This is a genomic window from Bradyrhizobium sp. GW821-FHT12B03, assembly GCF_058807535.1.
Genome location: NZ_JBXAQU010000003.1, coordinates 22,062 through 34,842, shown reverse-complemented (window position 1 = coordinate 34,842; position 12,781 = coordinate 22,062). Strand labels below are relative to the sequence as shown.

At 64.6% G+C, this 12,781-nt stretch carries 12 protein-coding genes; 6 read left to right on the top strand and 6 right to left on the bottom strand.

Features of this window, described 5'->3' with window-relative positions; translation table 11 throughout:
- Window positions 1-80 precede the first annotated feature (80 nt).
- The 5 genes from AC1RUR_RS07310 to AC1RUR_RS07290 form a co-directional block, all read right to left on the bottom strand.
- Complete coding sequence (locus AC1RUR_RS07310; RefSeq protein WP_492842434.1) at window positions 81-1,397, bottom strand: NAD(P)/FAD-dependent oxidoreductase; 1,317 nt, start codon at window positions 1,395-1,397, stop codon at window positions 81-83.
- A 120-nt stretch (window positions 1,398-1,517) separates the two neighbouring features.
- Entirely contained in the window at window positions 1,518-2,264 is a 747-nt protein-coding gene (locus AC1RUR_RS07305; RefSeq protein ID WP_492842433.1) for an amino acid ABC transporter ATP-binding protein, read from the bottom strand.
- A complete protein-coding gene (locus AC1RUR_RS07300) occupies window positions 2,261-3,073 on the bottom strand; it encodes an amino acid ABC transporter permease (RefSeq protein ID WP_492843124.1) in 813 nt (270 codons plus the stop codon). Before AC1RUR_RS07300 ends, AC1RUR_RS07305 begins: the two co-directional genes overlap by 4 nt.
- Window positions 3,074-3,075: 2 nt before the next feature.
- Window positions 3,076-3,792, bottom strand: coding sequence for an amino acid ABC transporter permease (locus AC1RUR_RS07295; protein WP_492842432.1), 717 nt, complete (start codon window positions 3,790-3,792; stop codon window positions 3,076-3,078).
- 16 nt (window positions 3,793-3,808) lie between these two features.
- Window positions 3,809-4,636 (bottom strand): transporter substrate-binding domain-containing protein, encoded by an 828-nt coding sequence (locus AC1RUR_RS07290; protein WP_492842431.1) that lies wholly within the window; start codon window positions 4,634-4,636, stop codon window positions 3,809-3,811.
- Window positions 4,637-4,829: 193 nt separating this feature from the next.
- Between AC1RUR_RS07290 and AC1RUR_RS07285 the strand changes: the two genes are divergently transcribed.
- Window positions 4,830-5,600: an IclR family transcriptional regulator gene (locus tag AC1RUR_RS07285; RefSeq protein WP_492842430.1), complete on the top strand. Its 771-nt coding sequence runs from the start codon at window positions 4,830-4,832 to the stop codon at window positions 5,598-5,600.
- An 86-nt stretch (window positions 5,601-5,686) separates the two neighbouring features.
- Here AC1RUR_RS07285 and AC1RUR_RS07280 read toward each other — a convergent pair whose 3' ends face one another.
- Entirely contained in the window at window positions 5,687-6,448 is a 762-nt protein-coding gene (locus AC1RUR_RS07280) for a GntR family transcriptional regulator (protein ID WP_492843122.1), read from the bottom strand.
- An 81-nt stretch (window positions 6,449-6,529) separates the two neighbouring features.
- Between AC1RUR_RS07280 and AC1RUR_RS07275 the strand changes: the two genes are divergently transcribed.
- From AC1RUR_RS07275 to AC1RUR_RS07255, 5 genes are read left to right on the top strand one after another with little or no spacing between them, the layout of a single operon-like run.
- Window positions 6,530-7,846, top strand: coding sequence for a M20 family metallopeptidase (locus tag AC1RUR_RS07275; protein WP_492842429.1), 1,317 nt, complete (start codon window positions 6,530-6,532; stop codon window positions 7,844-7,846).
- An 18-nt stretch (window positions 7,847-7,864) separates the two neighbouring features.
- Entirely contained in the window at window positions 7,865-9,412 is a 1,548-nt protein-coding gene (locus tag AC1RUR_RS07270) for an ABC transporter substrate-binding protein (RefSeq protein ID WP_492842428.1), read from the top strand.
- 15 nt (window positions 9,413-9,427) lie between these two features.
- Window positions 9,428-10,375, top strand: a complete 948-nt coding sequence (locus AC1RUR_RS07265; protein WP_492842427.1) for an ABC transporter permease — start codon at window positions 9,428-9,430, stop codon at window positions 10,373-10,375.
- Window positions 10,368-11,198 (top strand): ABC transporter permease, encoded by an 831-nt coding sequence (locus tag AC1RUR_RS07260; protein WP_492842426.1) that lies wholly within the window; start codon window positions 10,368-10,370, stop codon window positions 11,196-11,198. Before AC1RUR_RS07265 ends, AC1RUR_RS07260 begins: the two co-directional genes overlap by 8 nt.
- Entirely contained in the window at window positions 11,195-12,769 is a 1,575-nt protein-coding gene (locus AC1RUR_RS07255; RefSeq protein ID WP_492842425.1) for an ATP-binding cassette domain-containing protein, read from the top strand. Before AC1RUR_RS07260 ends, AC1RUR_RS07255 begins: the two co-directional genes overlap by 4 nt.
- Window positions 12,770-12,781: the final 12 nt, after the last annotated feature.

Sequence of the window (12,781 nt, the reverse complement as noted above, 5' to 3'; positions counted from 1 at the left end):
TCGAAGGCCAATATGGATCAGACGTGCCGTGCTCCGTGAGCATCCGCTCCAGCCGGCCGGCAATGGTGGGCTCCTCCATGTCAGCGCCCCGGACGGTCGAGCAGATCGCGCAAGCGGTGCCAGCCGGCGAAGAGCGGCACGAACCATGGCCTGCCCGAATAGAACGGCACCGCTGCGAATTCTTCCCGATCGAAGGCGGAAGGCATGTTTTGCTCGCCGAGAATCTTCCGCGCCGTCTGGTAACCGAGATAGGTCATCAGCGCGACGCCGTTGCCGTTGCAGCCGGCAGCGAAATCCGTACCGTCGCGGGCGCCGAGATGGGCGATCTTGTCGACCGTCATGGCGACGCGTCCGCTCCATGCATGGGTGATCTTCACGCCCGCGAGCTGCGGCCAGATGACCAGCATGCGCGCGTAGAGCCGCTTCGCGGCAAGCTTGTCCGGCATGTCGAAGATGCCCGGGCGTGAACCGAAGAGAAGACGCGACCCGTCGGGCGCCGGCCTTGCATAGATGAGGTCACGGCGCGTGTCGGACACCATGCGCGCCTGCGGAATAAGCTCGGCCAGCAGATCCGCGGGCAGCGGTTCAGTGGCAATCTGATAGCTCTTGACCGGCACGATACGGCTGGCGAGACCCGGCGTGGCATCGGCCCCGGTGTAGCCGTTCGTGGTGGCGACGACATGGGCGGCCCGGATGTTGCCTCGCGTCGTGGGCACGATCTTCTCTCCGGTCGGCCCATCCTGCACGACGCCCGCGCGCGCATGCGAGCGCAGCACGACGCCTGCCGCGCGCGCCCGGTCGCGCAGGGCCTTGTGATACTTGCCCGGATGGAGACCGCCATATTCGTCGATCACCATGCCACCATGATAGTAGTCCGAACCGATCGCCGCCCGCTGCTGAGCGCGGTCGAGGAACCGCACGGTCACGCCTGTCTTTTCCGCCAGAAGCGCGCCATGGCGCTTCAGCGTTTCGTAATCGCCCGCGGCATGGGCACCGAAAAAACGGCCGGTGAGCGCAAGCCCCGCATCGAGCTTTTCCGTCTCGACCAGCGTCTTCAGATAGTCGAAGCTCTCGTTGCTCTCGCCGATCAAGCGCGAGAAGAGTGCGGGATCGATCCCCTTGATCGCGCCGCCGACGACCAGTTTCTGGCCGCTCGACACCATGCCGCCCGACCGGGTCGAGGCGCCCTCGCCGATCCGGTCGCCGTCTATGACGACGACGGAACGACCGGCACGCGCCAGATGGGTGGCGGCATTCAGGCCGGCATAGCCCGAGCCAATGACGACCATATCGGCTCGCTCCGGCAGCGGATCGAGATCGGTTTCCGGCTCGGCGGCCTCCCACCAATAGGGCGCCTCCTTGAAGTTCTTCGCATAGATATCGTCAAAACGGGGCATGATGCATCAAGCCTTGCGGCTCACCTTTCACTGAACGCGGGATGGCGGCACCACAACGCACGGCCGTCCCGATAGACCGGCCGCGCAGGGCCGAACGAAATTCTCCCGACCTGGATGCGATCAGAGAACCTGACCGAGAAATTCACGCGTGCGAGGATCCTCCGGGTGGTCGAACAGCTTTGCGGGAGGGCCGCTCTCCACGATCAAGCCACGATCGGTGAAACAGACGCGATGCGAGACTTCCCGGGCGAACTTCATTTCGTGGGTCACCAGGATGCAGGTCAAGCCGTCCTCCACGAGTTCGCGGATGGTCGAGAGCACCTCCTTGACCGTCTCGGGATCGAGCGCTGCCGTCACCTCGTCGAACAGGATCACATCCGGTTGCATGGCAAGGGCGCGCGCGATCGCAACGCGCTGCTGCTGGCCGCCCGACAGCTCACCCGGATAGCTGTCCGCTTTTTCGGAGAGCCGCACCTTTTTCAGGAGTTTGCGGGCCCGCTCCTCGACCTGGGCGCGATCATGTCCGAGCACCTGGATCGGCGCCATCATGATGTTTTCCAGTGCCGTGCGATGCGGGAAGAGATTGTACTGCTGGAAGACCATCGCCACCTGATGGCGGAGTACCCGCATCTGCTTCTCCGACTTCATCTCATGCACGCGATGCAAGCCGACGCGGATGAAGCCTTGGTCCACAGGGACAAGGCCATTGATACAGCGCAGGATGGTGGACTTTCCCGACCCCGACGGGCCGATGATGCAGACCGCTTCGCCCTTCTGCACGAACAGCGAGATGCCCTTGAGGACCCGGACGTCGCCGAAGGACTTGTGGATGTCATCGAGCTCAATCAGCGCGTCGGGACGATTCACAGATTGTCTCCTTTCACGGCCCGCTCCAACCGGCGCGCGAGGAGCGCGATCGGATAGCAGTAGGCGAAGAACAGGAAGAGGATGGTCAGATAGAAGTACACGATCACGCGCTCGCTCTCGATCGCGAGCAACGTGTTCAGGATGGTCAGGACGTCCTGGATTCCGGTGACGGTCGCGAGCGCTGTTGCGATCATCACCAGCGCGTAGAGGTTCATCCACCCCGGAATCATCCGCCGAAAGGCCTGCGGCAGGATCACATGGCGGTAGATCTGGCCCGTGGTGTAGCCGAGCGAACGCGCCGCCTCCCACTGGCCGCTATGAATCGATTGGACGGCGCCTCGGATCACTTCGGAGAAATTCGCGGCCGTCGGCAACGCAAGACCGATGACGGCCTTCACCAACGGCGGAAACACAATGACCCAGCCGAAGACCTCTGTCTCGAACGGCAGGATGTAGAGCATTGCGAACAGCAGGACCAGCCAGGGCGAATTGCGCAGGAAGTTCATCAGCAGCAGAGACGACACACGGATCGGCGCGAATCTGGCGAGCGTCGCAACACCGATGACTGCGCCGAGTGCCGTCGCCAGTCCCATGGTGGCGATGGAGAGGAGAATGTTGAGCACGAAGCCGCCCTTGATCGGCCAGCCCGAGGCGGAGCCGGTGAGAATGAGCGGCAGCCGCACCAGCACGCGCGCCCAATATCTCGAGCCGCCGGCCGCAGCGTCGATCCCGACCCAAACCAGGACGCCAAGCGCGATCAGCAGCAAAACCGCGCGCTTCTTGCCCTCGTAGGAAAGCGTGAGGCCCACGATCAATGCCCTTTTCCATAACCGGGAAAAGCCATGAACGCTTCGAGCCTGGCCATCGCGAATGTCAGAATGGACACGAGCGTCACGTAGATGACGAGCACGAGGATCATGACCTCCAGCGTGCGGAACGTGTCGTTGTAGATCTGCCCGGCGTAGTACATCAGCTCCGGCACGGTGATGACGGAGGCCTGCGACGTCGTCTTGAAGAGGTTCGTCAGAATGTTCGTCAACGCCGGCAGGCAGATGCGGGTCGCGATCGGCGCCTCGATCCACCAGAACCGGGCCCACCGGCCGTAACCCAGCGACCGTGCCGCCTCGATGATGGACCGGGGCATCGTTTCGATGCCTGAACGAAAGGCTTCTATGGCGAGCGCCCCGCCGAACAGGCTGAGCGACATCGCTGCGCAGGCGAAGGCGCTGAGCAGCGGAACCGACAGGCCCGTTGCCGGGTCGGTCACCCTGAGACCAAGGGTGGAGAGCGTGAAATAGGCGAACAGCATCTGCAGCAGCGGCGGCGTGTTGCGAAACACCTCCACGAACAACTCGATCAGGGCGTCGAGCCAGAAGATCCGCAGCGTGAGCCCGAGGGCTCCCAGCAGGCCGATGACGATGGCGGCGCTTGACGAAAGCGCCGCCAGCTTGAGCGTGTTGACGACGCCGGTCAGCAGCCAATGCTGGTACGCTGGATCCGCGAGCCAGGAATAGTCGAGACCGAACAAGGGCTGCTGCTCCGCGTCAGTTCTTCTTCGCGGCCGCAGCCTTGGCCCGCTCGGCAATGTAGGCAGAGTGCGGCATGTCGAATTCGGTTTCCCATGCGATCAGCTTGCCTTCGGCCTCGGCCTTCCCGATGGCCTTGTCGACGGCTTCGCGAAACTCCGCGTCGCCTTTGCGGAGGCCGCCCGCCATTGGCTGGAATTCATAGGGCGCGACGGCGATCTTGTAGTTCGCCCAGTCGGCTTCCTTGAGCTTCTGCGCGAGCGTCATGTCGTCGAAAACGAAGCCGATGCAGCGATTGTCCTTCAGCGCGCGATAAGCTTCAGGCTGGGTCTTGAAGGCGACGAGATTGATGCCGAACTCCTCCGTCATCTTCTTGTTGTAGTAGGAGCCCTGGATGCCGCAGATCTGCTTGCCCTTCAGTTCCTCCCATTTGGAGATCGTCGACGCCTTGTCCATCAGCACCGAGGGACCGGCGGCGGAAACATATTCGGTGGTGAAGTCGATCACCTTGCCGCGCTCCGCGGTAACGCCGAGCGTGGCGAAAATCGCGTCGATGCGGCCCGCGGTCAGAAATTCAATGCGGTTGGAGGCAACGACCGGGACGAGCTCGATCTTGTCCTCGGAGCCGAGCAGTTCCTTGGCGACGTATTTGGCCAGCGAGACCTCGAAGCCGACGACCTCGCCCTTGTCGTTGAGAAAGCCGTAAGGTGCGTAGTCGTTCTTCACACCGACGATGATCTTGCCACGTGCCTTGATGTTCTCGAGCGTGCCGGCCATGGCGGCACCATCGACAAGGAAGGCAACGAGCGCGAGCGCCGAAACGCTCATCTTTCCGAGTTTCGTCATTTGGGTCCCCTGAAACAATGATGACCTGCCGGCGCTGTTGCAGCAGCGTCGCGCCAAACCATCAGCCTTGCGGATGTGAAAGCCGCCTAAAATTCACGCAACCGTGTCAGGCGATCGATTTTTCAGCATTGAAGGCATATATTTCTCATCATACAAGCAACCCGGGAAATATTTTTCATAATGTGAGAAATGAGTGTCGGGACCTGGTCACTTGATATCCGGCGGAGCGCAATTGCTCGACCGTGCGATCATCCTGCTCGACCTCGTCGCGGATGGCGGGGTCGAGGGCCTCGCGCTCAAAGAGCTGACCGCGCGCTCCGGGCTCAACACGGCCACCTGTCACCGCATCCTCAACACGCTGGTCGGCCACAAGCTGCTGGCCCGCGATGACAAGAAGCGCCGCTACAGGCTCGGAGCCCGCATGGCCATTTACGGGGTCCGCGCCGCCCGCGGGCCCGGAATCATCAGCCGTTGCGAGGTCGCGCTGACCAGGCTGAGACGCCGTACCGGCGACACGACCCATCTGATGGCGCGTTTCAACCACGATTCCGTGTGCCTCGACCGGCGCGACGGCGAATGCATCGTACCGACGTTGACCGGATCCATCGGCGGCTCCGTGCCGCTCGGAGTTGGCCCCGGCTCGATCGCGATGCTCTCCTTCCTCGACGAGGACGAACAGGACTACACCATCCGCGCCAACCTCCACCGCTACGCGTCCTATCGCGACCTCACCAAAGACCGGGTTCAGCAATTGATCGCCGACACGAGGCAACGCGGATACGCGGTCGACATGGGCGAATTCATTCCCGGCATCGCCGGGGTTGGAATGCCGATCATGACGCCGGGCGAAAAGCCGGGCGCCGCCCTCAGTTTCACATTGCTCTGTGCGAAACTGGCGCCCGGCGTCATCGAGCATTACGCGTCGCTTCTGCGGGAGGAAATCGCCGCCATCACCGGGCAATAGAGGCGGTCAAATCCCCCTCGCGCGAAAACTCCGGGGCGTGGTGGCTCCCCTCGTGCAAGCGAAGCGCGGCCGTTGCTCCGACCGCGTCAGCGGATCTCGTTCACATAGTGATGATGTGCGGTCGTCGCGCGGTGCTCGCTGAGCAGCGCCAATGATCCGGCCTGATCATATGCTTCCTCGCGAATGACCAGGACGGCACTTGGCGATCGCAAGCCGAGCAGTCGCCGGTCTTCCGCGCTCGCCAACTCCGCCAATAATTTTTCGCGGACCGCTGAAATGCGGATGCCATAGGCATCGAGCAGATGCAGATAGAGCAGCGCCGGCACGCGCGCCGGCGCCGTGGGGAAATCCGGCACGCGACGCGCAACCAGGCTGATGCGCGAATGCATGACCGGTGTGCGGCCGACGCGCCGGATGCGGTGAAGATGCAGCAGCGGCTCTCCGGCCGCCTCCGAGAACAGCGCGGCCTCCTCGGAGCTTGCCGGCCGGACCGCCACGGACAGGACTTCTGGCACGGAACGTTGCAGGCTTCCGTTCTCACCGTGCAGGCGGAAATACTGGAAGAAAAAGCGCAGGCTGTGCTGTGGCGCGCGACCGGTCACGACGGTACCGGTCTTGCGACGCCGCACCAGCATGCCGTCGGCCGTCAGGTCCGCCAGAGCACGGCGGATGGTCCCGACCGCAACGCCATATCGTGCAGCAAGCGCAACCTCGCCCGGCAAGACCGTGCCGGGGGATAACTCGCCAACGAGGATCGCTTCGGCGATCTGCCGCTTGACGTGCTCGTACAACGGAACCGGCAGGCTCGAGGGGCCGCTGCTCGCTGCCTTTGCCTGTTTGCCGGTCACATGTGCCTCATTCTTTGGAATTGACAGCAGTCGGCGTCCATCGTCTATTTCTTTATAGAATATAGAAATCGACGACCGCAAATGATTTCGCCTCCATCGAGCCCCAAGCTGGCCGGGCCGACCCTGGTCGACGGCTTTGCCGAAATCGAACGCACCGCCGAAAGTGCGGTCGACGATCTCGCGCGGATGGTGGCGGTCGACACCAGCTTCCCGCCCGGCGCGGGATACGATGCGTTTGCCGCGCTGATGGAAAAAGCCGTCGCAACGCTCGGCTTGCAATGCCGGCGCGTCGATGTGCCGGAGCAGCTGTGGCGCGTCGCCGGCGGCCCGGCGCACGGCGCGCGCACCAATCTCATCGCACGCCGACACTCCGGCAAGCCGACGCTGGGATTGTATTTCCACGTCGATACCGTGCCGGCTGCGCCGGGCTGGACAAGTGATCCCCTGCGGCTGACGCGCGAGGGCGATCGCCTGACCGGCCTTGGCGCCGCCGACATGAAGGGCACCATCGCCGCCGTGCTGCTGGCGCTGCGCGCCGCCGGCAAAACCGGCCTGCTGCTCGGCTACGATCCGATGCTGCTGCTCTGCACCGACGAGGAAGCCGGGCTCTATCCCGGCATACGCTATCTCGCCGAACAGGGCATGCTGGACGGCCACATCCTCAACTTCAACGGTGCGGCCGCGCCGCGCATCTGGGCCGGCTGCTTCGGTCTGTTCACGCTTCTGGTGCGGGTTCACGGCAGGACGCTTCATGCGAGCGAGGCTGCGCGCGCGGGCAGCAGCGCCAACGCCATCGAGGCTGCTCTGCCGATCCTCAATGGGCTTGCCACCCTGAAGCCGGAGATCGCAAAGCGCATCTCCGCCCTGCCCGCTCCGCCAGGCGCGACGCATCCGCTTGCGGCGCAACTCGATATTTCCGCCGCTCATGGCGGCCAATGCGGCGGCCAGATTCCCTCGCGCTTCGACATCCTGGTCTGCCGCCGCTACGCGCCGGAAGAGGACTTCCTCGTCGCGCGCCGCGAGATCGAGGATGTGATCCGCAAGGCCGCGCCCCACGCCGAGATCGAGATCGCTCTCACCGGTCATTTGACGCCGACGTCGGATCCGACCGGCCCGCACTGGCCGCGCTGGCAGGAGGCGCTGTCGGCCGGGTTCGGCTACGCGCCCGGCGACTTCGCCAGATGGGGCGCAACGAGCTGCTCCGACTTCGGCTGGGTGCAAGCCACCGGCATGCAGGAGATCCTTCTGACGGGCCTTGGCCGGCCGGACAGCCGCATTCATGCCCCCGGCGAATTCACCACGCTCACTGACATCGTCGCACTGGCGAAGTCGGTCCTCGCCTATCTGTCCGCCGAATTCCGTCCCGATCTTTCGCCCGAAGCAACCGCCATTCGCTAACTCGTGGAGCGTACTTCTATGCTGTCCGTCACCCGCCGCCTGTTTCTTGCCGGGACTGCCTTAAGCCTCGTCACCTTGCCCAGGATCGCCATCGCCGATGCTCCCAAGCGCGGCGGCGTGCTGCGGATGTCGCTGGACCAGGCCGCGTCGGTGATTCATCCGATGCTGGCGCGGGTCAATCCGGAATATCTCGTCACCGAATTGCTCTACTCCAACCTGACCCGGCTGAAGCCGGACATGACCGTCGAGCCGGACCTCGCGATCTCCTGGGAGCCGAACGAGACGCGGACGGAGTGGATATTCAAGCTGCGCCCGGGCGTGACGTTCCACGACGGCTCGCCACTGACCTCGGAAGATGTCGTCGCCAGCATCAATGCCATCCTCGATCCGAAGACCGCCTCCCCCGGCCGAACCAATGTCGGTCCGATCAAGGAGGTCGCCGCGGTCGATCCCCTGACCGTCAAGTTCACGCTCTCCGGCGCCTACGCCGACCTGCCGGTGGCTCTCACCTATCTCAACGCGCGTATCGTCCCGGCCAAGGTCATCGCCTCCGACCTCGCCAGCCTGTCGACGACGGCAAACGGCACCGGGCCGTTCAAGCTCGTGTCCTACGAGCCCGATCGCAAGATCGTCGTCGAACGCAACGCCGCCTATTACGATCCGACACGGCCTTACCTCGACCGGGTGGAATTGCTCGTCTATCCGGACCGCACCGCCGAGGCGTCGGCGATGATATCAGGCGAGATCGACCTGCTTCTGACGACGACACCGGGCGAATACGAACGGCTCGTGAAGGCCGGCGGCGTCAAGGCGCTGCGCACGCCCTCCGGTCAATTCCTCAATATCAACCTCGGATGCGACCAGAAGCCGTTCAACGACATCAGGGTCCGCCAGGCCCTCGCATTGACGGTCGATCGCGAGGCGACCGTCGGTTTCGTCGCCGGCGGCTACGGCACGCCAGGCAACGACACGCCGCTGAACTCCGCCTATCACTTCTACAGAAATATCCCGCAGAAGAAGCCCGATATCGCCAAGGCGAAGCAGCTTCTGGCCGACGCAGGCTATCCCAGCGGGATCGATCTGACGCTGATCGCTTCCGACCGGCCGGCCACCCGCACCCAGCTCGGCGTCGCAATTCGCGAAATGGCCGCCGCGGCCGGCTTCCGGATCAACGTGCAGACGATGCCGCACGCGACCTATCTCGATCAGGTCTGGAAGAAGGGCAATTTCTATGTCGGCTTCTACAACATGCAGCCGACGGCCGACGCGATCTTCAACCTGCTCTACACGTCCAGCGCGACCTGGAACGAGACCCGCTGGAACAACGGCGCGTTCGACGCCGTCATCAATGCGGCGCGCGTCGAGACCGACGAGGTGAAGCGCGCCGCGCTCTATGCCAAGGCGCAGGAGATGATGAACACGGAGGTCCCCACGGTGATCTCGGCGTTCTTCGATCTTCTCGCCGCACAGCGCTCCTATGTCGAAGGTTACACGCTGCATCCGCGCGGCTCGGTGTTCCGCCTCGACATGGTTTCGCTCGGCGCCGGCGCGCCGAAGCGCGCTTGACGCCGGAGACATCGCTTGTCGCTCACCTGGCTTGCACGCCGGCTGATGTTGATGGTCTACACCGTCATCGTGGTCTCGATGCTGGTGTTCACCATCACGCAGATCCTGCCGGCCGACGCGGCCCAGTCGCTGCTGGGTGAGAACGCGACACCGGAAATGCTGGCCGCGCTCAGGGCAAAGCTCGGGCTCGGCGATCCGGCCTGGCAGCAATATCTGCGCTGGGCCGGCGGCGTCTTCAGCGGCGATTTCGGCGTCTCGATGCGCACGAGCCAGCCGGTCGGACCGGACATGATGGCGGCGCTGTCGCGTTCGCTGCTGCTCGCGGTGTGCTCGATCCTCGTCACGCTGGTCGTCGCCGTGCCGTTCGGCGTGGTGGCGGCGCTCCGGCAAGGCAGACTCACCGATACGGGTGTGAGCCTGATCGCCTATCTCGGGATCTCGCTGCCCGAATTCGTCACCGCGACTCTGCTTGCGCTCCTGCTGGCCGACACGCTGCATTGGCTGCCGCCGACCGGCTACGTCTCGCTGCTGGAAGACTTCGGCGACGGCGTGCGCCATCTGGCGCTGCCGGTCCTGACCGTCTCCGTGATCCTCATCGCTCATGTGATGCGCATGATGCGGTCCGAGACGCTCGACGTGCTGAAATCCGACTATATCCGCGCGGCGCGGCTGAAGGGATTGCCGGAACGCACCGTGCTGTTTCGCCACGCGCTGCGCAACGCACTGCTGCCGGTGGTCACCATCATCGCCCTCGACGTCGGCTACCTGCTCGGCGGCATCATCGTGATCGAGGAGATCTTCGCCATTCCAGGGATCGGACGCGCGCTGATGGTCGCCATCACCACGCGCGACCTGCCGTCGATCCAGGCCGGGGCATTGATCATGGCCGCCACCTATGCCGTCACCAACACGCTCGCCGACATGGCCTATGCCCTTCTCGACCCGCGGATCCGCTATGACTGAGCTGTTCATCCGCCTGATCCGGAGGCCGCAGGGTTTTCTCGGCGTCGCGCTCCTGGCGCTCCTCGCCCTCGCATGTCTGCTCGGACCGGCACTGGCGCCCTATGCGCCGGAGAAGATCGATTTTCTCGGCCGGTTTCGCGCGCCCGGCTGGCAGAACTGGCTTGGCGCCGATCAATTCGGCCGCGATATCCTGAGCCGCCTGATGGTCGGCGCGCGTTCGACCGTGCCGATGGCCCTCATCGCGACCTTTGTCGGCAGCGCAGCCGGCGCCATCATCGGCGTCGGCTCGGCCTATCTCGGCGGCCGAACCGACGACGCCATCATGCGCACCAACGACGCCGTGATGGCGATCCCGGGCCTTCTGATGGCCCTGTTGCTGGTCTCGACGCTCGGCAACGGCGCCGGCAACGCAGTCGTCGCCATCGCTGTGGCCTTTGCACCGGGCATGGCGCGGGTGACCCGGTCGGTCGCGCTCAATGTGCGCAATCAGGATTACGTCAAGGCGGCCATCGCGCGTGGCGAAAGCGCGATGTGGATCGTTTTGCGCGAGATGCTGCCCAATGTGATGGCGCCGATCGTAATCGAATCCACCATCCGCGTGTCCTTCGCCGTCATGCTGTTTGCAACGCTCAGCTTCCTCGGCGTCGGTGCGCAGCCACCTGCATCCGAATGGGGGCTCATGGTGGCGGATGCCCGCCAATACATGTATCAGGCGCCGTGGGGTCTGATCGCGCCGTCCGCCGCGATCGCGCTCACCGCCATTGCCTTCAACCTCCTCGGCGACGGTCTTCGCGACGCCCTCAATCCTAGGGATGAGCGGTGATCCCGGCGCTTGCGATCAAGAACTACACGCTCGACTATGTGACGGCCGCGGGACCGGTGCGCGTGCTGCACGACATTTCGCTGGAAATCGGGCCGGGCGAGGTGCTGGGCCTCGTCGGCGAATCCGGCTCAGGCAAGAGCTCCCTCGCCTGGGCGCTGATGCGCCACCTGCCGGACAATGCCCGCGAAGTCGCAGGCTCGCTGCATCTCGGCGACACCGACCTCCGGCACGTGAGCCCGCGCGAGCTGACGAAGATCCGGGGACGCCGGCTCGGCATGGTGTTTCAGGATCCGTCGACCTCGCTCAACCCGACGCTGACCATCGGCCGGCAGGTCACGGAGACACTCATCCAGCACCGCGGCCTTGGCCAACGCGACGCGGAGAAGCTGGCCATCGACCTGCTCGGTCATGTCGAGCTGCGCGACCCCGCTGCGATCATGCGGCGCTATCCGCACGAGATCTCCGGCGGCGAGAAGCAGCGCGTCATCATTGCCACGGCGTTCGGCTGCCGGCCCGACGTCATCCTGTTCGACGAGCCGACCACGGCGCTCGACGTCATCACCGGCGCACGCATCCTCGAGCTGTTTGCCCGGTTGCGCGAGGAAACCGGCGTTGCCGCACTCTACATCTCCCACGACCTCGCGCTGGTGACGCGGGTCGCCGACCGGGTCGCGGTGCTGAAACGCGGCGATCTGGTGGAGCAGGCCCCGGCCGCCGACATTTTCCGCGCGCCACGCCATGCCGATACGCGGGCCCTCGTGCAAGCCGTGCCCAGGCCGGAACGACGCCTCGTTCACGACACGTCCAGCGCCGAAGTCCTTCTCGCCGTCTCGGACATCGAAGTTCATTACGGCCGCGCCGGTCTGTTCGGCCATGCGCCGCCGCCTGCGACCAGGGGTGTCGGGCTGGACGTGCGGGCTGGCGAAATCCTCGGCCTCGTCGGCGAATCCGGGTCAGGCAAATCGTCGGTGGCACGCGCGCTCACGGGGCTCGCCCGCTTCTCGGGCAAGGTTCGCTTCGACAATCGCGTGATCACGGGCGCGCGCGACATGAACGCGGCCTATCGCCGCGACGTGCAGATCATCTTCCAGCATCCGGATGCCTCGCTCAATCCGCGCCACAAGGTCGGCGAGATCCTGTCGCGGCCCCTGAAGCTCTATGGCGGCAGCCTCGCCGAGATTCCCCGCCTGCTCGAGCAGGTTCGCCTGCCGGCGTCCTATGCGGGTCGCTGGCCGCACCAGCTCTCGGGCGGTGAGAAGCAGCGCGTCGCCATTGCGAGGGCCTTTGCGGCACGGCCGAAGCTGGTGATCTGCGACGAGATCACCGCGCCACTCGATGTTTCCGTCCAGGCGCAGATCATCGAATTGCTGCTGGCGCTGCGCGCAGCGACCGGAACCGCCTTTCTCTTCATCACTCACGATCTCAATCTCATCCGTCAAATCGCCCACCGCATCGCCGTGATGCGCCGCGGCGAGCTGGTCGACCTCTTGCCGGCCGAGGATTTCGACGCCGACCACGTTCATCCCTACACAAGCGAACTGATGGCCGCCTCCCCCGTACCGGTCGGCTGACGACAAGGACTT

Bases quoted from the DNA above. Each gene is read 5' to 3' on its own strand.
- AC1RUR_RS07310 (WP_492842434.1), bottom strand. From the start codon at position 1,397: ATGCCCCGTTTTGACGATATCTATGCGAAGAACTTCAAGGAGGCGCCC.
- AC1RUR_RS07290 (WP_492842431.1), bottom strand. From the start codon at position 4,636: ATGACGAAACTCGGAAAGATGAGCGTTTCGGCGCTCGCGCTCGTTGCC.
- AC1RUR_RS07275 (WP_492842429.1), top strand. From the start codon at position 6,530: ATGATTTCGCCTCCATCGAGCCCCAAGCTGGCCGGGCCGACCCTGGTC.
- AC1RUR_RS07270 (WP_492842428.1), top strand. From the start codon at position 7,865: ATGCTGTCCGTCACCCGCCGCCTGTTTCTTGCCGGGACTGCCTTAAGC.
- AC1RUR_RS07260 (WP_492842426.1), top strand. From the start codon at position 10,368: ATGACTGAGCTGTTCATCCGCCTGATCCGGAGGCCGCAGGGTTTTCTC.